Raw genomic sequence first — 17,946 nt, forward strand, 5'->3', positions numbered from 1 at the left:
CAGCAATCCGTGCACCGATCCAACAAGGAGCTTGTCCGGTTCCTCAAAGACTTCGTGAGCGAACATAATAAGACCTGCGGACCGTTTGTCTGGACGAAAGGTCCTGAGAAACTGCGGCGGATCATTCAACTAACTAAGTCTTATCAAATCCAAACGCACAGTCACTAAGGAAACGGTGCACTAGGTGAATGGAGGTTATTGTCCAGCAGGTCCGTAAATTAGACCTCGCTGGAGCGGGAAGGCGGAGATCACCGCGCCCTTTCAAAACGCGACGGCTGCAGACGAGATGCTTGTAGCGGCGCTCTGTGAGCGTCGATGCCGATGAGGTGCGCGGAGCCTCTTCATTGGATTTCTCCCTGGCGTTCCCGCCTCGGGGCCAGTTAGCGACGGTCGCAGACCGACGCTACAGGGATCGCGCGGCGATTTCCCGCTGCCACGGGCGTGGGTCATCGCGCACGGGCACCCGCACCTCTGGAACAGACACTCGTTCAACGCGCACGGGCACCCGTACCTCGGGAACAAGCACTCGTTCCACGCGTAACGGGGGTCCTTACATCGGGAACAGGCACCCGTTCCACGCGTAACGGGGGTCCGTACATCGGGAACAGGCAGTGGAAACACGGGCCCGCGGCCTCGGGATCGGGTTTTTCGCGCCGGTTCCTCGCGCATCATGGCACCGGACACGGAAACCGAAGGTCCGGCACCACGCGCCGGGAGCTGCACGCGGATCACAGATTTTCAGCACCGTGGAAGGGACGAAGCGCGGCAAGGATTACCCGTTATGGAATCATCCTTTAATGAAATTACCAAACATGTAACTTCCCAGCTGACAGTGCCTGAAGGGTCCGGCAGAGTCCACGTCCATGAAGGTCATTGGACTCACGGACGGGTTGCGAGGCGCTGCGGAACTGCAATGCGCGGTGGATTTCCGCCGTGGGTCGCCGAAGTGGAGAACGGCACCTGGGGCAGTTGGGAGGAACTGAAAAAACATTACCCTAACGCCAGCCAGACGGCCGGGAGTGAGACGCACTTTCCGCTCACCGCCGATGGCACGGGCGTCCGGGCCATGATCCTGTTCAAGCAGCCGCTGATGATCCTGCTCTGCATCGCCCCGTCGCCGATAACTTTCCGGCCACCCCACCGCCGCCGAATTTCCCTGCCCCAGTCCAAATAAATAAAAAAGAAAACGCCATCCCCATACCATGAAACTACTCAAAACTCCCGAGCAACACGCCGCAGCGCTTGAGCGCGTCCGGCTGCTTGCCACGCGAGGTGAGCACCTGACGGAACCCCAACAGGACGAAATGGAGATCCTGATTGTCCTATGCGAGAAATATGAAAAGGAAACCCAACCCGTTGCACCACCCACCCCGCTGGAAGCCATCCGGTTCCGCATGGAACAGATGGGCTACAAACAGAAAGACCTGGCCAGACTGGTGGGCGGCGCGAGCCGGGCCTCCGAAATCATGACCGGCAAGCGCGGGCTCACCACCGAGATGATCCGCCGCCTGCGAGACGAGTGGGGCATCCCCGCCGACTCACTGCTCGGTGGCAGCACGCCCGACCCATCCGCGCCGACTCCCGGCGCGGATGGCGCGTACGATCCGGACAACTACCCGCTGAAGCAGATGTATGGCCGCGGTTATTTCCCGAAATATTCCAACGACTGGAAGAGCCACCGCAAGGATCCTGCGGGGCTGTTGCAGGACCTCTATCCGCGCGGCTCCGGCGTGCGGCGGGAACTGGCCCACTGCCGCCAAGGTGGCGGGGAAAATTCAAAAGCCAACCCGCACGCGCTGGAGGCCTGGCAACACCGGGTGCTGGTGCGGGCGACGGAAAAGAAGAACCTGCCCGCCTACGACCGGGCGGCGCTGGACGGGAATTTCCTGCGCTGGCTGGCCGGACTGAGCGTTCTGGCGGATGGGCCGCGGTTGGCCTGCGAGGCGCTGGAGGAAAAAGGCATCACCATGGTCATCGAGCCGCACCTGGATCAAACCTATCTGGACGGAGCCGCCCTGCTGGGCACCGACGACCGGCCGGTGATCGGGCTCACCCTGCGGCACGACCGGCTGGACAATTTCTGGTTCACCCTGTTCCACGAGATCGGCCACGTGCTGTTCCACCTCTCGACCGAGAATCCGGCGATCCTGGATGTGGACATCGACCGGAAGAAAACCGGAGTGGTCGAGACCGAGGCGGACCGCTTCGCGCTGGACACGCTGATTCCACCGCGGGTCTGGGACGAGCAGGTGCGCCACCTGCACTTGGCCGCCGAAATCCGCGCTGCGGCCAAGCGGCTGTGCGTCCATCCGGCGGTGATCGCCGGCCGCCTGAGACGCGAGGCGAATGACTACCGCATGCACCGCACGCTGGTGGGCTACCACCAGGTGAAACCACTCTTTGGAATCGCAGAGGAAAATTAACGCAGATGAAAGCCATCCCCCACAGAGTCAATTCTTCGGACGACCCGGCGGTCCACCCCTATCTTTTGAATCCAGCGGACGGCTCGGCGAGCAGCCCCTACCCTTTTCCCAGGCGGAGGACTCCACGCAGACCTCCGGCTTCGAATCCCCCGGCACGGCCCGACCGCGAGTGCGGATCAGGGAGCACCGTCCGGGGTTTACTGTATCGACATCTACCCTCATGGCGAATGCCCGTACATCAACCCAACGCCGTCGGCCTGGCAGAAAGGCCGAAGACATCCGTCTCGTGTGGAAGGAGCAAGCTCCGGAAGCCGTGTTTGCGGAAAAACCCCTCGCTGAACTGGAAGCCTCCCTTGCGGAGCTCCAACAGTCCAACGAGGATTTGAAGATCAGGGACCAAGCCCGCTCGGCCGCCGTGAAAACGCGCGACGACAAGCTGAAGTCCCTGGCCGCGCTGTTGCGCGTCGTCGTGAAGGGCGTGCAGTGCCATCCGGCCCACGGCGAGGACAGCCCGCTGTATCGCGCGATGGGCTACGTGCCGTTCAGCGAACGCAAAACCGGCCTCATCCGACGCCCGAAGGCGGGTGCCGGTGATCCCGCCGCGAATGGAGAAGCCGCCGTCTGATTCGCTCCTGGCAGAGTAAGAAATCAGAACGACGGCTTGGGAACTGAAACCACCGGTCCGCGAGGGCCGGTGGTTTTTTGTCTGGAGTGAAGAAACCACGGTTTCCCCAAATTGCCAAGGAAAGGATTTCCGGACACGCCGGGTCAGATCCGCTCAAGCGCTGGATCGCGGCTACCGGGATGTCAGGGGATCGCAAATGAAGAGGCTGCGCGCGTTTCCTGGACATCGACGCTCACAGAGCGCCGCTACATGCGGTTCATCCGCGCTTGAAACTTTCCCGCCGCGCCGCCACAAGTGCCGCGCCATGCATTTCGACTTCGACTCCCTGATCCAGCGCCGCGGGACCGGCTGCATCAAATACGACCGCCGCCCCGAGCTCGATCCGTTCTGGGTCGCGGACATGGACTTCGCCTCCTCCCCGGTGATCCTCGATGCGCTGCACCAGCGCGTGGACCACGGCATCTTCGGCTACGCCCAGCCTCACGCCGGCCTGAACGAGACCGTCATCACCTACCTGCGCGAGCGACGCGGCGCGACCGTCCCGCTGGAGCACGTCATCCACCTCGGCGGACTGGTCCCCGCGCTCTCCCTCGCCGCACGGGCGTTGTGCCAACCCGGCGACGCGGTGATGACATGCACCCCGGTCTATCCGCCGTTCATCGGCGTCCACCACGACGCGCATGTCTCGCTGATCACCGTGGACCACGCGATGGTCGATGGTCGATGGAGTTTCGATTGGGAATCCATGGCAAACGCCGTCACCCCGGACACCAAGGTCTTCCTCCTCTGCAATCCACAGAACCCGCTCGGCCGCGTCTTCTCCGCCGCCGAAGTCACGAAACTCGCCGCCTTCTGCGAGACCCACGACCTCGTGCTCGTCTCCGACGAGATCCACTGCGACCTGATCTTCGACGAGACCGCCACCCCGCATTTCTCCGCGCTCAATCTCCCTGAAAACCTCGCCAAGCGCACGATCACCCTGCTCTCCCCGAGCAAGACCTGGAACATCGCCGGCCTCGGTTACGCCTTCGCCGTGATTCCGGACGACAGCATCCGCCGCAAGTTCGCCGCCGCCCGGGGGCACACGCTTTGCGAAATCAACGCGCTCTCCTACTACGCCGCCGAGGCCGCCTATCGCGACGGCGAGCCGTGGCGTCTGGAGCTGATGGACTATCTGAAAACCAACCGCGACCTGCTCGTCGATTTAATCAACACCCGCTGCCCCGGCTTGTCGGTGAGTCCCGGCCAGGCCACCTATCTCGCATGGATCGACGCCCGCGGCATGGGCGTAGAGAATCCCGCGCAGCACTTCGAGAAAAAGGCCGGGCTCTTTCTATCCGACGGAGCCTACTTCGGCTGGCCCGGCTGGGTCAGGTTCAACTTCGGCTGCCCGCGCGCGAGGATGCTCGAAGGACTGGAGAAAATCGCCGCGGCGCTGTAATCAATCGAGATAGGAATTTTCCATGGCTTCCTCGCCGATGGTCGTTCCCGGCCCGTGCCCCGGCAGGACGCGGGTGTCGGCGGGCAGGCTCATGAGGTGGCGCGCGATGCCGTCAAGCAAACGCGTCGTGCTGCCGCCGGGAAGATCCGTCCGGCCGATGGAACCGGCGAAGAGGGTGTCGCCCGAGAACACAACCCCGTGATCCGGCAGATGGAACGTCACGCTGTCGGTCGAGTGCCCGGGAACGTGGGCGAGGGAGATTTCCAGCCCCGCGATCCGCAGCGGCTCGGTCATGACGAAAAGCCGGTCGATTTGATAGGGTGTCACCGCGATCGGCAGCCCCCACGAGCGGGCCATGGATTCCAGGGTCAGATCCTTGGAATAGTCGGCGTAGGCGTGAAGCCTTGCGCCCAGCGCCTTGAGCGCGGCGGCGTCGGTGACGTGGTCGTAGTGCTGGTGGGTGAGCAGCACGTCATCGACCCGCACGCCGCGGCGGGTGATCCACTCGGCGATTCCTTCCGGCGCGTCGATGAGGAGATTGCCGTCGGGAGTTTCGACGAGGTAGCCGTTGGTCTGGACCATGCCGCCGGTGTAGAGGGAGATTTTCATAAGCGCGGGAAACCTGCACGGGCATGCCCGGCGAGGTAAAGCGAAACCCTCCCTGATGCCGCGGGCCGCCCGGTTTTAGCGGGCGAAGCCGATGTAAATCCCGAGCACAACGAGGACGAGGGCGAGGCTGGCCCACTTGGCGTTTTTCCAAGGAGTCATGTCGATGGTGTTGCCGCTGACCAGTTCCCATGGAGTGGAGCGCGGCTTCACGGCACCGATGACGAGCATGATGACGACCAGCAAGGCGAAGACGAGACCGAGGAAATGGAACTCGTGGATGCCCAGCCCGGTGACGGGATTCATCCCGTCTGGCAGGAAATAACCGAGGGCGATGGTCACGACTCCGACCACCAGGCCGACGGTGCCCGCCACGGCCGGGATGCGGCGGTTGAGCATGCCGACCACCACTACCGCGAAGATCGGGATGAAATAGATGCCGTTCATTTTCTGGAGGTATTTGAAAATACTCTCCTGACCGGCCAGCAGCGGCGCGATGATCATGGCGGCGATGGCGGTGACGACCACGAAGATTTTCGCCGCGCGGACCATCTGGGCCTCGCTGCCCTTCGGATTGATCACATGATGATAGAGTCCAATGCTGAACAGCGCCGAGGTGCTGTTCAGCGCGGCGTTGAACGAGCTGAGGATGGCGCCGACCATGACCGCGGCGAAGAAACCGGTCAGAGGGGCTGGCAGAAGGTCGAAAACCAGCTTGCCATACGCCTGGTCCGCGCGGACGCCCTGGCTGGCATAAAGGTGATAGGCGACAATCCCGGGAATGACCAGATAGACAGGGCCCAGCAACTTGAGACCGCCGGTGAGGAGCACGCCCTTCTGCCCTTCCGCGAGGCTGCTCGCGCCGAAGGTCCGCTGGATGATCTGCTGGTTGGTGCACCAGTAGAAAAGATTCAAGAGCGCCACACCGGTGAACAGCGTGGAGAACGGAACGCTTTGACCGGCCTTGCCGATGGAGCTGAGCCTGGCGGGATCCGCCGCGTTGAGCACCTTCCAACCGGCGACCGCCCCCGCGCCGTCGCCCACCTTGTTGAGCGCGAACCAGGTGATCATGAAGCCGCCGACCAGCAGGCCGACGCCGTTGATCGTATCCAGCACGGCCAGCGTGCGCAGGCCGCCGAAGCGGGAGTAAAGCGAACCCATGATGCCGATTAGAATCGCGGTCCCCCAGAGGATCACCATGTCTGGCTGCATCACGTTGCCGAAAATGCTAACCGGCTCGGTGATGCCGGTGAGCCCCTTGAGATCGAGCATCTGCGAGAGTCCCACCGCGCCGCTGTAGAGGATGATGGGAATGAGCAGCAGCGCGTAAGCACTGAGGAAGATCAGGTTGGCGATGGTCTGGGTCTTGCGGTCGTAGCGGAGTTCAAGAAACTGCGGGACCGTGGTGATGCCGGTTTTCAGGAACTTCGGCAGAAAGAACATGGCCATGATGACCAGCGCGATGACGGCGATGACCTCCCAGGCCATCACGCTCAGGCCGTCGTTGAACGCGGCGCCGTTGAGCCCCACCATTTGCTCGGTGGAAAGGTTAGTCAGGAGCAGCGAGCCGGCGATGATCGGGAAAGTGAGGCTGCGGCCGCCAAGAAAGAACCCCTCGGAGCTGCTACTTTCATCCTTGCGGGTGATCATCCACGTGAGCAACGCGGCGGCAGCGGTGAAAAGGAAAAACGACAGGAGGGTCCAAGCATGCATGGTGTTCTTTAGTTGGGGTTTTTGTTGGGTTCTTACCCTGAGCGGCGGGATTCAGAAGCAGCGGTGCAAACGAATCAAGCAATGTTTTGCAGTTCCTATTCCGCGGAGAATCTGTGAATCATCGTGTGCTGGTAAGTCTCGCCGGGGCGGAGGACCGGGGATGGGAACGACGGTTGGTTGGGAGAGTCGGGAAACCCCTCGGTCTCCAGGCAGAGCGCGGTGCGGCGGGCGTATGCGACGCCGCCCTTGCCGATGGATTTGCCGTCGAGGAAATTTCCGCCATAGAACTGGATGGCAGGCTGGTCGGTGGAAACCTCCATCACCCGCCCGCTTTTGGGATCTTTCAAACGGGCGGCCAAGCGGACTCCGCCGCCTTTTTTCAGCACCCATGCATGGTCGTAACCACCACCGAATTTCAGGGCTTCGAAGTCGGCATCGATGCGGTCGCCGATGGTCGTCGGCTTGGTGAAGTCCATGGGAGTTCCCGCGACGGGGTCGATTTTCCCGGTCGGGATGAGGCCGATGTCAGTGGGAAGATAGCCGTCCGCGCCGAGCATCAGCACGTGGTCGTTGATCGACTTGGCGGGATCGCCCGAGAGGTTCCAATAGGTATGATGGACGAGGTTGAGGATCGTGGGCGCGTCGGTGGTCGCCTGCGCCTGCCACTTCAGCTCGTTGTCGTCGGTGAGAGTGTAAGTGATTTTGACCGCGAGGTTGCCGGGATAGCCCTCCTCGCCGTCTTTGGCGGTGTAGGAAAACTCGACTGCGTTTTCACCCGTGATTTTTCCGGACCAGAGCACTTTGTCGAAACCCTTCAGTCCGCCATGCAGGTGGCACGGGATGCCGCCGGGATCGTTGTTGGTGGCGAGTTTGTATTCCTTACCATCGAGCTTGAACTTGCCGTCCTTGATGCGGTTTCCGAAACGCCCCACCGTCGCGCCGAAATAGGATGTGTTGGTCAACCAGCCTTCCAAACTATCATAACCGTGGGTCAGATCCGCGGGTTTCCCGGATTTGTCGGGGGTTTCCATCGAGACCAGGATCGCTCCGTATTCGGTGACCTTGGCCCGCAGTCCGCTTGGGTTGGTGAGCGTGAAGACCCTCACTTTTCGGCCGTCGGGCATCGATCCATAATGCTCCTCTTTGATTTCAGTTCCGGCGGCCATTGCGGTGATTGATTGGAAAGCGAGCACGCTGGATACCAGCGCAAAGACAAATGCTTTGGGCTTCATCATGCGGCGGGAGCTTTGGCCAAGATGAGGGGCGCTGCCAAGCGTAATTCTCCACCCAATTGGATGATGACGAAGCCGCCCAGCCGTGATAGTTCAAAGGCCATGACGAACCATCCCGACTGGCAGGCAATCCTGGATTCCATTTTAGCCGACTTCGGCTGCCAAACCGGAACCATCCACCAAGCCGCAGCTGATGGGAAATTCCTGACGCTCGTCTGCCAGACCGGCGTCCCGGAGAGCCTGATGGACAAAATCTCGACGATTCCCTTCGGCAAGGGCATCGCCGGAGCCGCCGCCGAGCGCGCGGAGCCGGTCGAGCTCTGCAACCTCCAGCAGGACCTCGGCGGAGTCGCCAAGCCCGACGCGCGCAAGACCGGCGTGTCCGGCTCGCTCGCCGTGCCGGTTTTTTCGAAATCCTCCGGCAAGGTCATCGGCACGCTCGGGATCGGGAAATTCGCGCCTTACGAGTTCACGGCTGCGGAAAAACAAAGGCTGGCAGACTGCGCGGCGGAAATAGGCGGGCATTTCGAGCATAAACAAGCCCGGGGTGGTTGACCCGGCCGGGGATGTGATTAATCTCCCGCCATGACCACGGTGGAATCAGCAACCAAGGTGCTCGACACGATGCTCGGGCACCTCGGCTTCACAGCGACAATCGAGCTCCAGGAAACCCATGACGGACCCTGCCTGCAAATTCTCTCGGGTGACAGCGAGGCGATCATCGGCAAGGACGGCGACCGCCTCGACGACCTCCAATACCTCGTCAACCGAATCGTCCGCCGGCATGCGCCCAAGGCGGAGCGCATCAAGGTGGACTGCGAGCATTTCCGGTCCATCCAGGAAGACCACCTGGCCGGGGAAATCAAAGGCATCGCCGAGCGGGTGAAAGCCACCGGCAAGCCGTTCCAGATCCGCCCGCTCAATGCCTACTACCGGCGCCTGGTTCACCATATCCTCGCCGACGATCCGCTGATCGTCTCCCACTCGCCCCAAGGCGATGACCGGCTCAAACGGATCACCATTTCCGCAAAACAAGCACCCCCATCGGCCTCATGAAAAAATTCCTCTTTGACTGCGGCACCCGCGACGCGACCACTTCGCTCGGGTTTCTCGCACTCCGCGTGATGGTGGGACTGATGATGCTGATCGGACACGGCATTCCGAAAATCCAGAACTTCCAGGCGATTCTCAAGAAGGGGTTCTATCAACCCGAAGTGTTTCCGCTCAGCCTGATGGCGCCGCAGGTCAGCCTCGCGATGACGATCGGCGCGGAAGCCGTGGCTTCCGCACTGCTGGTGCTCGGCTTGATGACGCGCCCCGCCGCGTTCGTGTTCGGCTTCGCGATGGTGGTCGCCGCTTTTGGCGCGCACGTGGCGGACCCGTGGTTCTCCGGCGGCCCCGGAGCATCCAAGGAACTGGCGCTGATGTATCTGATCCCGGTGATCGCGATCATTCTAGCAGGCGGCGGCGGCTACTCGCTCGACGCCGCCATTTACAAGGAGAGCAAACGCCGCCGCTGGTGAGACCATGGAAACGCACCGACTTGTCCTTCCCGGCGACCTGAATCACTACGGATTCCTCTTCGGCGGCCGCATGCTCGCGTGGATCGACGAGGCGTCGTGGATCGCCGCGAGCCTCGACTATCCGCACTGCCAGTTCGTCACCGTGGCGATGGACACCGTGGAATTTCACCACAGCGTGCGCGACGGCACGATCCTGAGAATTTCCTGCGACCGCGAACGCGAGGGCAACACCAGCACCACCTACGCGGTGAGAGTCATCGACGAAAAAGCCGGATCGATGCCCATCTTCTCGACCCGGGTGACCTTCGTCAGCGTCGATGACGCGGGCCAGAAGCGCGCCATCCGTGGCTGAATGTGACACAGGCATTCCTGCCTGTTCTTCTCCAACAAAATCACCGTGGAACCTTTGATAGAAACCGTCGATATCGTCCTGCCCCTGGAGAAATCCGAGGACGATGCCGCCCGTCGCCAGGCCGCGGCGATCAAGCTCGGCGTTCCGGTCGCGCGCATCGGCGGGATCAAACTCCGCAAGCATTCGATCGACGCCCGCCAACGTGCCGTCAAGGTGCAACTGCGGCTGGATGTGGCGCTCGACGCCCCCCTGCCCCCGGACGAGACGCCGCAATGGGCGGTGCCGGCCCTCCCGCCTAACGCCCGACCGGTCATCATCGTCGGCTGCGGCCCGGCGGGGATGTTCGCCGCGCTGCGCTGCCTCGAAAACGGACTCAAGCCGATCCTGTTGGAACGCGGCAAAGACGCGAGCGCCCGCCGCTTCGACCTCGCCCCCCTGCTCCGCGAAGGGCGGGTCATCGAGGAGTCGAACTACTGCTTCGGCGAGGGCGGCGCCGGCACCTTCTCGGACGGCAAGCTCTACACCCGCGCCACCAAGCGCGGGCCGGTCGCCAAGGTTTACGAAGTCCTCGTCGCCCACGGCGCGCCGGAGGAAATCCTCACCGACGCCCACCCGCACATCGGGTCCAACCTGCTGCCCAACGTCGTCAAGGCAATCCGCAACTCGATCCTCGCCGCCGGCGGCGAGGTCCGCTTCCAAACCAAAGTCACCGATTTCCTGCTCAGTGGAAATCACATCCGCGGCGTGCTCACCGCGTCCGGCGAGGAAATTCTGGCGGACTCGGTGATCCTCGCGACCGGCCACTCGGCGCGCGACATTTACCGGCTGCTCGCCGCGAAGAAGATCTTGCTAGAGCCCAAGCCCTTCGCCGTGGGGTTCCGGATCGAGCACCCGCAGCCGTTCATCGACCGCACCCAGTATCACCTCGACTTCGGCCAGGAACGGCCGCGACTGCTGCCCGCCGCGCGCTACCGGTTGGCGACGAAGATCCGCGACCGCGGCGTGCATTCGTTCTGCATGTGCCCCGGCGGCTGGATCGTCCCGGCCTCCACCGAGAATGACGAGGTGGTCGTCAACGGCATGAGCCTCTCGCGCCGCGACTCGCCCTTTGCCAACTCCGGCATGGTCTCCACCGTCGAGCCCGAGGACTTGCAGAAACTCGTCAAGGAACACGGCGTGCTCGCCGGATTGGTTTTCCAAAAGGAACTCGAGCGCACCGCCAAGCAGGCCGGCGGCGGCGGCCAGGTCGCGCCGGGCCAGCGCGTCACCGATTTCCTCGATGGCAGAATCTCCGCCAGCCTGCCGGACACCAGTTATTTCCCCGGCACCAAATCCGCCCCGCTGCACGACTTGCTGCCGCAGTGGATCACCAGCCGGATGCGCGAGGGACTCCGCCTGTTCGGCCGGCAGATCCATGGCTACGTCTCCAGCGAGGCGCTGCTGCTAGGATTTGAAACCCGCACCAGCTCCCCCGTCCGGATTCCCCGCCGGGACGACACGCTCGAGCATCCCGAGGTCCACGGCCTCTACCCATGCGGCGAGGGCGCGGGCTACGCGGGCGGCATCGTCAGCGCGGCGATGGACGGCCTGCGCATCGCCGATGCCGTGGCGGCGGTTTCCAACCGCCAGGCCTAACCCTCCGGATCATCCAGAAGGGCCTGCAGCCGGTCTCGCAGCGAAACAGGAACCCGCTCTAACCAGCTCTCATCCAGCATCCCGATTTCCATCATGTCCAAGAGATGAACCTGATCTTTACGGCGATTGGAAGTGAGCTTCATCGTGACCAGCGCATCCAGATCGAGGAGGCGGAAATCCGAGTGGGAAGCATCAATTTCCGCCACATCGGGAGAAGGTTCGAGTGATTCCGGGTTCACCTTCTCCCCGGAAAAAATCAGGTGAACGCCATCGCGTGCCTTGGCTCCGGGGCCATCGAGAAACATCTCGATCCGGCCCTTTCCACCGAGGATGGAAACCGACCGATGGATGAAACCGCCCTTGGCCATCGCCGTGACGATGGCATCCATATCCTCGCGGCGCACCAGCAGATCGACATCGCGGGTATTGCGGACCACGGAATCGTCAACGCGGGATACCCAGGCGGCCACGGCGTTGCCACCGATGACGGCGTAAGGAAGCCCGGCAGCTTCAAGCAGCGCGGTGGCACGCCGGAGACGGTCTTTGACCTTTTCGATTCCTTCGCTCATCCGTGTCCATGAGGTTTCGCCAGTGATCATCGCAGGGGAAATCATGAATGTCTCTAGCCCGGCTGAGGGGGATTGTCCAGATGGGAAACGTGGCACTGCCGCACTGGCGCGAAAAAGCGAGGCCTTCGTGGGAAGGCCCCGCTTGATAGAACAGGCATGGCGGTTGGAAACCGCCGCCACGTTAGAACTGCGAGCTGAGCGAGAAGTTGAACTGGCCGCCCTTGTCCGCCTCGTCATCCGGAGAGGAAATCGGAATCGCGTAGTCGAGTGCCAGCGGCAGCGGACTAATCGGCAGCTTCAAGCGGATGCCGAAGCCCACGTCGCTATAGATATCGCTCGGGCTCGGATCCCAGCTGTCGGCATTCACGAAGCCCGTGTCGGAGAACACCGCGGCGCGGATGTTTTCGATGATCGGAATCGTGTATTCGACCGTGAGGTAACCCAGCGAATTGCCGCCGTAAACCTCGTCGGTGTAGCCCGTGTCACGCGGTCCGACGTCGCGGAACTCGAATCCGCGCAGCGTCCGGCCACCGCCAAGGAACATCCGCTCGAAGATCGGAACCTCGCCATCGATGGCATCCACGAAGGCGAGCTCCCCGCTGAGCGAAAGGATCGTGTCCCACTTCAGGTTCCAGTGCTTCTGGCCTTGCGCGGAAAGCGTGAAGGTATCCACATCACCGCCCAAACCGGCATAAGTGAGGCCAAGGTCAATCTTGTGACCGCTGCGAGGCTGGATTCCGCTGTCGCGGCTATCAAAGAGATAGTTCACCGCCAGGGCGCTGCGCAGGTAGTCTCCGCCGATATTTTCCTCGGAAAGCTCCGAGTTGGCGCCGCTCGTTCCATAGGGTCCGTCCGGATATATGTCGCTCGAATCCACTTCCGAGTCGATGTCAACCTGCTCCAAGCGATACTCGCCCTTGATCGAGCTCTTCGCGCCGAGAGGCTTTCTGAGGGAAATCGCGGCACCCATGTTGGACTGGTCGTAGTAGTCGCTGAAGTAAGACGATTCCTTGAAGAAAAGCTCGCCGCCCAAAGCCAGTTGCTGGTCCATGAACCACGGCTCCACCAGCGAGACGCTGAATTCGGAGCGCTCGGCACCCGCGCGGAGATTCATCCCGAAGCGCTGACCGCCGCCGGTGAAATTCCATGGATTGAACAAGTCGAAGTTGGTCTGCTCCAGCGTGACGAAGCCGACGATGCTGTCGATGGAGCTGAAGCCCGCACCCACGCCCACCGAGCCGGTCGCCTTTTCCTCGACGAGCACGTTCACGTCGCGATATCCGGAACCGCCCGGCGAGCCGGTGGTTTGGACGTCGCTGAAATATTGCAGGTTGGTGAGACGGGCCTTGGTCGTTTCGAGTTCGACGGTGTTGAACATGTCACCCGGCTGAAGCGGGATTTCCCGGCGGATCACCTTGTCCTTGGTCTTGGTGTTGCCCGCGATGTTCACGCGGCCCACCTTGAAGCGCGATCCCTCGGTGATGCGGTAAACGATATTCACCCGGTTAGGGCCGGCGTCACGGATGTCAGGAGTCACCAGGACATCAGCGTAACCGCGCGAGCCGTAGAAACTGCGGATCATGGTCATGTCCTCGCGCATCTTCTTGGACGAGTAGGCGGAATCACCGACCAGAGTCAGCGACGGATAGAGCTCCTCGGGCTTGAAAACGGTCATCTTGCCGAAGCCGACGCCCGCAACCGTGTAGCGCTCGCCCTCGTTGATCGGGATCACCAGGTCCACGCTGCCGTCGCCCACGGGGACGCGGTTGATGCCGGGGCAGCTGGCGCGGAGATAGCCCTTGTTCCTGTAATAATCCAGAACCTTGTCGAGATCGGAATCCAACTCGTTCGACTCGAAACGGCCGGACTTGGTCAGCCACGAGAACCAGCCCTTTTCCTTGACCTTCATCTCCTTGCGGAGTTCCAGGTCGGTGAACGCGTTGTTTCCCTCGAAAATGATTTTGCGAACCTCGTTCTTCTGGCCCTCGTCGATGACGAAAATCAGGTCGGACAATCCCGCCTGGCCGGTCGCTTGCGTGCGGTGGGTGACCGTCACGTCGGGGTAGCCGTAGCCTTGATAGTATTTCTCGATGTTGCGCCGCGCCTCGAGGATCTGCTCGTCGCTGAGCGCGCCGCCGGCTTTGATTTTCGACTCCTTGGCCAGCTTCTGATCCGTGAAAATCGAGTTCCCCACGAATCCCACGCCGCCAAGCGCCGGACGCGTCGTCACCTCGGCGATCAACCTCACGCTGTCGCCCACGGGCTCCGCGAGGAAACGCACGTCGTCCACAAGGCCGGACTCGTAGAGCGACTTGATGTCGTTATCGAGATTCTCGGAGCGGTAGGGCGTGCCGGTCTTGGACGCCATGAGGTTCCGCAAGCGGGCCTCGTCCACCGTCTTTGAGCCCTGATAGCGGATCGCCACTTCGGAAATGTTTTTCCCCTCGAAATCCTGCGCGTGCAGGGTCCCTGCGAGAGTCACAAGGGCAAGGGAGGTGAGGGCGGCGAATTGACCCACGCCGCGCGGCATGAGGAGTGAGGGAGCTGTAGGGAATCGCATGCTTGTAGGAAGGATGAGCTATAAAGCCCGCCACCCCCCCGCCCCGTCAAGGTCAATAGCGGATTTTCCTGACGCCGGCGGCTCGCTGTCGAAATCCTTGCCTCCGCGCACTCCTCCATTACATCCTCCGCGTGTTCACGATTCACAAGCTTAACTTGGCAAACCCGTGAAATCTCTCATGGATCGGTGCGGAAAACTCTCATGCGGGAATTTCCGTGGTGGGCGACCGAGGACAAGATGCGGAATCTCCCATTTTCATTGAACCTTTTCATGCGATCCCGCACTTAAACAGGTGAACTTCCCTGCCTGACACCCGCCAGCCACCTTGATAACCCCGCAACCACCCGGCGATTCCGCCAACGACCAGAAACTGATAGCCGGAATCAATGCGGGCGACGAACAGGCCTTCGAGCGGCTCTATCATCGCCACCGCGAGTGGGTTTTCCGCATGGCCTGCCGGAACTGCGGCAGCGAGCACCTCGCGCAGGACGTGGTGCAGGAGGTTTTCCGCTATTTCCTCGGCAAGTTCCCCGGCTTCGAGCTGCGCTGCGAGCTGCGGACCTTCCTCTACCCCGCCATCTGAAACCTCGCGCGCGGATCCCGCCGCTTCTTCGGTGGCGAATCCGGCGCAGCGTTTATCGATCAACTCGCCGCACCGGTCGGCGAGTCCTACGGAAACGACGATCTCCAGCAAATCATCGCCAGCCTGAGTCCCGACCATCGCGAAATTCTCCTGCTGCGATTCGTCGATGGCATGACGCTTCCCGAAATCTCCGCCCTCACCGGCATTCCCCTCGGCACCGCGAAATCCCGGCTGCACCACGCGCTCGCCGCCCTGCGAGCCGACCCGAAGATCAAAAGATTTGAAACCCCGGTGAACGATTCACCCATCAACCGCACTTAACCCCAAGACACCTCATGCACTCCGACCCTCTCAACCCGAATGTCCCCGCCGAGGACGCACTCCCGCCATCGTGGCTGGAAGCGCTCCGCACGCTGCCTTCGGAAAATGGCGGACCCTCCCGCGAAACCGACGCCGCAATCATGGCCAACGCGCGGGAAACGCTCGCCGCCATCCGCCGCAGCAAGCTGCGTCAACGCCTGTGGCCGGTGCTCGCCGCGGCCGCCTGCTTGATACTCGCCCTCACCCTGTTCTCCCGGCCGCGCATCACTCCACCCAGCCAGGCAACGGCACCCGCCGAAGACAAATACGCGCTGATCCTTCGCGTGATCTGGGACGAACAAGATCCGGGGCTCATCGTCTGGCGTCCGGGAACCGCCGCCGGCGCTCTCGAAGTGCGCGCACCGCGCTGGCGGATTTCCCCCGCAGCCCTTGCCACCGACCAAGGCCTGATCCGTTTCCTCGATCTCTTTTCCGAACCACCTCGCAACCCCTAAATCAGCATGATCCCAAAAATCCGCCCCGCCCTGTTGGCGCTCGCCGCCTCCTGTATCCTGCCCGCCTCCTCGCTCGCGCAGGAAACACCCCCACCGCCGCTCTCCGTCGCCGTCTTGAACTTCAGTGACGGCTCCAACGGGGTCGGCACCTCCGTTTCCGCCCTGCTGCAAGTCCAGCTCACCGCCAACTCCGACGCCATCCTCGTCGAGCGCGCCGAACTGAACGAGGTCCTCGCCGAACAGGAACTCACTCTGTCAGACGCCGTCACTCCCACCCAAGCCGCCAAGGTCGCCCAGCTCACCGGCGCGGAAGTCCTCGTCAGCGGTCGGGTCTTCGCCGTCCAAGACCGGGTTCATCTGGTGGCCAAGGTCATCTCGGCCAGCACCAGCAGCGTCTTCGGCGCCACCGCCGCCTATGACCAAAGGCAAACCGATCGATGGTGCCGTCGAAAAACTCGGTCAGGACGTGGCCAAGATCCTCAAGGAAAAGACCGCCGATCTGCGCGGCGGCCCATCCCTCGAAGAACAAACCGTCGCCAAGGTCAAAGCCCTGCTCAAGGATCAGCCGGCCAAGCGCGTCTATATCCACATCCCCGAGACGATCGTCCAAGTCATCGTCCCCGATCCCGCCGCCCAAACGGAGCTCGCCCGCACCTTCCAAGCCGCCGGTTGGCAGGTCGTCGAATCTGCGGAAAAAGCTGACTTCGTCATCCGCGGCGAGGCGTTCGCGGAAACCGGCATGCGCCGCGGCAACCTCTGATTCACCCGAGCCCGGCTTGAATTCACCGTCTTCTCCGCCGATGGCAAGACCCTCAAGACCGACCGCGTTGTCTGCGGCAATGTCGATCTCACCCAAGCTGTTTCCGCCAAAGGCGTGCTGCAAAAAGCCGGCCTGCTGGCAACTCCCGCCGTCGCCCAAGCTTGGATCGATTCATCCAAAAAAGCCGAATGATGATCCCAAGCTTGAACATCGCACGTTACGTCCTGCTGCTCTTCCTTCCTTTCCACCGAGTTGCTCTCTGCCGCCGCACCGCGGGTGGCGATCCTTAGCGACGCTGAAAACGCGGCTTTAGCAGATCAGTTGACCCCGCCCTGTCCGCGCAGAAAGAAATCGAGTTAGTCGAGCGCTCCGAGATTGAAAAGGTTTTGAGCGAGCAAAAGTTGTCTGGCATTGGACTGCAGGAAAGCCTGACTCTGGGCAAATTTCTCCGTGCTGACGGAATACTTTTGTTGGAATCGGCTCGAGTGAAGGAGAAGTCCCCAGTAACCGCGCGGCTGATCGCCACCGTGCCAGGCGTCGCGGTCGCATCCGGAATTTTTGCCGGCGACTCATCAGAAATCACGGCGGCAGTGGCGGGAAGGTTTGAGCCGCTCTGGCATAAACTTACCGTAGCGCGCAAAGACGCGGTGGCTATTTCCCTGTTGAACCCGAAAACCGAAGTTGGATAAGGCATCGTTTGGCTACATGCCATGTGGTAGAAGGGTTGTGTCGAATAACCGCACACCACACCCCTTCACCAAACGATGCAAAGTTCTTGTGCTTCACCTACAATCTGCTGAGCCTTTACCAACACGCCAGCGCCCCGGAGCAGCGCAAAGCAGGCTTCAAGCGCCCCGCCACGTTACGCGCGGCGGTTTTCATTGGCGGTGCGTTATTGGGGAATCGGAGCCGCACGCCCGTGCTTTACATCGCCCAAAGTTGGGGTGGTCTCGAAAAGCATAAACCGCTGCTGGACAACATTTCACGGAAGAGGATTTTTTTTCGTTAAAATGTTAAAATCGATTGGTGCTGGTTGATCGGGCGATGTTCCGACATCGCCTGTTTGAACAAACGTTTCAAATCAACCAACACCATGAGTAAACAGACAG

20 protein-coding genes and 1 pseudogene are annotated in these 17,946 nt (G+C 61.8%); 16 read left to right on the top strand and 5 right to left on the bottom strand.

Annotation, left to right across the window (positions count from 1 at the left end; genetic code table 11):
• The first annotated feature begins 913 nt into the window (after window positions 1-913).
• From AC4DF4_RS13435 to AC4DF4_RS13450, 4 genes are all read left to right on the top strand, one after another.
• The gene (locus AC4DF4_RS13435) at window positions 914-1,174 is read left to right on the top strand and encodes a hypothetical protein (protein WP_490048621.1); all 261 of its coding nucleotides are present in this window, start codon (window positions 914-916) and stop codon (window positions 1,172-1,174) included.
• 28 nt (window positions 1,175-1,202) lie between these two features.
• Window positions 1,203-2,423: an ImmA/IrrE family metallo-endopeptidase gene (locus AC4DF4_RS13440; protein ID WP_490048622.1), complete on the top strand. Its 1,221-nt coding sequence runs from the start codon at window positions 1,203-1,205 to the stop codon at window positions 2,421-2,423.
• A gap of 286 nt (window positions 2,424-2,709) precedes the next feature.
• The gene (locus AC4DF4_RS13445) at window positions 2,710-3,048 is read left to right on the top strand and encodes a hypothetical protein (RefSeq protein WP_490048623.1); all 339 of its coding nucleotides are present in this window, start codon (window positions 2,710-2,712) and stop codon (window positions 3,046-3,048) included.
• Window positions 3,049-3,352: 304 nt separating this feature from the next.
• Window positions 3,353-4,489 carry a MalY/PatB family protein gene (locus AC4DF4_RS13450; RefSeq protein ID WP_490048624.1) on the top strand — a complete coding sequence of 379 codons (1,137 nt, stop codon included), beginning with the start codon at window positions 3,353-3,355 and terminating at the stop codon, window positions 4,487-4,489.
• On the opposite strand, the gene AC4DF4_RS13455 is transcribed toward AC4DF4_RS13450, so the two are convergent.
• The 3 genes from AC4DF4_RS13455 to AC4DF4_RS13465 form a co-directional block, all read right to left on the bottom strand.
• Complete coding sequence (locus AC4DF4_RS13455) at window positions 4,490-5,098, bottom strand: MBL fold metallo-hydrolase (protein WP_490048625.1); 609 nt, start codon at window positions 5,096-5,098, stop codon at window positions 4,490-4,492.
• Window positions 5,099-5,173: 75 nt separating this feature from the next.
• Complete coding sequence (locus tag AC4DF4_RS13460) at window positions 5,174-6,808, bottom strand: solute:sodium symporter family transporter (RefSeq protein WP_490048626.1); 1,635 nt, start codon at window positions 6,806-6,808, stop codon at window positions 5,174-5,176.
• Between the two features lie 95 nt (window positions 6,809-6,903).
• The gene (locus AC4DF4_RS13465; protein WP_490048627.1) at window positions 6,904-8,043 is read right to left on the bottom strand and encodes an aldose epimerase family protein; all 1,140 of its coding nucleotides are present in this window, start codon (window positions 8,041-8,043) and stop codon (window positions 6,904-6,906) included.
• 99 nt (window positions 8,044-8,142) lie between these two features.
• Here AC4DF4_RS13465 and AC4DF4_RS13470 point away from each other — a divergent pair, with 99 nt between their 5' ends.
• Genes AC4DF4_RS13470 through AC4DF4_RS13490 form a run of 5 tightly spaced genes read left to right on the top strand, consistent with a single transcriptional unit; the run spans window position 8,143 to window position 11,550 of the window.
• Window positions 8,143-8,595: a GAF domain-containing protein gene (locus AC4DF4_RS13470; protein WP_490048628.1), complete on the top strand. Its 453-nt coding sequence runs from the start codon at window positions 8,143-8,145 to the stop codon at window positions 8,593-8,595.
• Between the two features lie 30 nt (window positions 8,596-8,625).
• A complete protein-coding gene (locus tag AC4DF4_RS13475) occupies window positions 8,626-9,096 on the top strand; it encodes a Jag family protein (RefSeq protein ID WP_490048629.1) in 471 nt (156 codons plus the stop codon).
• Entirely contained in the window at window positions 9,093-9,563 is a 471-nt protein-coding gene (locus AC4DF4_RS13480; RefSeq protein WP_490048630.1) for a DoxX family protein, read from the top strand. The genes AC4DF4_RS13475 and AC4DF4_RS13480 overlap by 4 nt, the downstream gene beginning before the upstream one ends.
• Window positions 9,564-9,567: 4 nt before the next feature.
• The gene (locus AC4DF4_RS13485; RefSeq protein WP_490048631.1) at window positions 9,568-9,915 is read left to right on the top strand and encodes an acyl-CoA thioesterase; all 348 of its coding nucleotides are present in this window, start codon (window positions 9,568-9,570) and stop codon (window positions 9,913-9,915) included.
• Between the two features lie 45 nt (window positions 9,916-9,960).
• Window positions 9,961-11,550 carry an NAD(P)/FAD-dependent oxidoreductase gene (locus AC4DF4_RS13490; RefSeq protein WP_490048632.1) on the top strand — a complete coding sequence of 530 codons (1,590 nt, stop codon included), beginning with the start codon at window positions 9,961-9,963 and terminating at the stop codon, window positions 11,548-11,550.
• Here AC4DF4_RS13490 and AC4DF4_RS13495 read toward each other — a convergent pair.
• Window positions 11,547-12,164, bottom strand: coding sequence for a hypothetical protein (locus tag AC4DF4_RS13495; protein ID WP_490048633.1), 618 nt, complete (start codon window positions 12,162-12,164; stop codon window positions 11,547-11,549). The genes AC4DF4_RS13490 and AC4DF4_RS13495 overlap by 4 nt on opposite strands.
• Window positions 12,165-12,300: 136 nt before the next feature.
• Window positions 12,301-14,679, bottom strand: a complete 2,379-nt coding sequence (gene bamA / locus AC4DF4_RS13500) for an outer membrane protein assembly factor BamA (RefSeq protein ID WP_490048634.1) — start codon at window positions 14,677-14,679, stop codon at window positions 12,301-12,303.
• 325 nt (window positions 14,680-15,004) lie between these two features.
• Here bamA and AC4DF4_RS13505 point away from each other — a divergent pair, with 325 nt between their 5' ends.
• From AC4DF4_RS13505 to AC4DF4_RS13535, 7 genes and pseudogenes are all read left to right on the top strand, one after another.
• Complete coding sequence (locus AC4DF4_RS13505) at window positions 15,005-15,262, top strand: RNA polymerase sigma factor (RefSeq protein WP_490048635.1); 258 nt, start codon at window positions 15,005-15,007, stop codon at window positions 15,260-15,262.
• A gap of 111 nt (window positions 15,263-15,373) precedes the next feature.
• Window positions 15,374-15,583, top strand: a complete 210-nt coding sequence (locus tag AC4DF4_RS13510; protein ID WP_490048639.1) for an RNA polymerase sigma factor — start codon at window positions 15,374-15,376, stop codon at window positions 15,581-15,583.
• 14 nt (window positions 15,584-15,597) lie between these two features.
• Window positions 15,598-16,077: a hypothetical protein gene (locus AC4DF4_RS13515; RefSeq protein WP_490048636.1), complete on the top strand. Its 480-nt coding sequence runs from the start codon at window positions 15,598-15,600 to the stop codon at window positions 16,075-16,077.
• 6 nt (window positions 16,078-16,083) lie between these two features.
• Window positions 16,084-16,362: pseudogene (locus tag AC4DF4_RS13520) on the top strand (CsgG/HfaB family protein); the annotation flags it as partial.
• Window positions 16,363-16,492: 130 nt separating this feature from the next.
• Window positions 16,493-16,837, top strand: coding sequence for a hypothetical protein (locus AC4DF4_RS13525; RefSeq protein ID WP_490048640.1), 345 nt, complete (start codon window positions 16,493-16,495; stop codon window positions 16,835-16,837).
• 386 nt (window positions 16,838-17,223) lie between these two features.
• Window positions 17,224-17,526, top strand: coding sequence for a hypothetical protein (locus tag AC4DF4_RS13530; protein ID WP_490048637.1), 303 nt, complete (start codon window positions 17,224-17,226; stop codon window positions 17,524-17,526).
• 86 nt (window positions 17,527-17,612) lie between these two features.
• Window positions 17,613-17,846: a hypothetical protein gene (locus tag AC4DF4_RS13535; RefSeq protein ID WP_490048638.1), complete on the top strand. Its 234-nt coding sequence runs from the start codon at window positions 17,613-17,615 to the stop codon at window positions 17,844-17,846.
• Window positions 17,847-17,946: the final 100 nt, after the last annotated feature.

It is taken from the genome of Luteolibacter sp. (assembly GCF_058122085.1).

Coding starts and splice junctions, on each gene's coding strand:
- AC4DF4_RS13435 (WP_490048621.1), top strand. CDS start 914: ATGCGCGGTGGATTTCCGCCGTGGGTCGCCGAAGTGGAGAACGGCACC.
- AC4DF4_RS13440 (WP_490048622.1), top strand. CDS start 1,203: ATGAAACTACTCAAAACTCCCGAGCAACACGCCGCAGCGCTTGAGCGC.
- AC4DF4_RS13450 (WP_490048624.1), top strand. CDS start 3,353: ATGCATTTCGACTTCGACTCCCTGATCCAGCGCCGCGGGACCGGCTGC.
- AC4DF4_RS13455 (WP_490048625.1), bottom strand. CDS start 5,098: ATGAAAATCTCCCTCTACACCGGCGGCATGGTCCAGACCAACGGCTAC.
- AC4DF4_RS13460 (WP_490048626.1), bottom strand. CDS start 6,808: ATGCATGCTTGGACCCTCCTGTCGTTTTTCCTTTTCACCGCTGCCGCC.
- AC4DF4_RS13465 (WP_490048627.1), bottom strand. CDS start 8,043: ATGATGAAGCCCAAAGCATTTGTCTTTGCGCTGGTATCCAGCGTGCTC.
- AC4DF4_RS13470 (WP_490048628.1), top strand. CDS start 8,143: ATGACGAACCATCCCGACTGGCAGGCAATCCTGGATTCCATTTTAGCC.
- AC4DF4_RS13475 (WP_490048629.1), top strand. CDS start 8,626: ATGACCACGGTGGAATCAGCAACCAAGGTGCTCGACACGATGCTCGGG.
- AC4DF4_RS13480 (WP_490048630.1), top strand. CDS start 9,093: ATGAAAAAATTCCTCTTTGACTGCGGCACCCGCGACGCGACCACTTCG.
- AC4DF4_RS13485 (WP_490048631.1), top strand. CDS start 9,568: ATGGAAACGCACCGACTTGTCCTTCCCGGCGACCTGAATCACTACGGA.
- AC4DF4_RS13495 (WP_490048633.1), bottom strand. CDS start 12,164: ATGATTTCCCCTGCGATGATCACTGGCGAAACCTCATGGACACGGATG.
- bamA (WP_490048634.1), bottom strand. CDS start 14,679: ATGCGATTCCCTACAGCTCCCTCACTCCTCATGCCGCGCGGCGTGGGT.
- AC4DF4_RS13515 (WP_490048636.1), top strand. CDS start 15,598: ATGCACTCCGACCCTCTCAACCCGAATGTCCCCGCCGAGGACGCACTC.
- AC4DF4_RS13525 (WP_490048640.1), top strand. CDS start 16,493: ATGACCAAAGGCAAACCGATCGATGGTGCCGTCGAAAAACTCGGTCAG.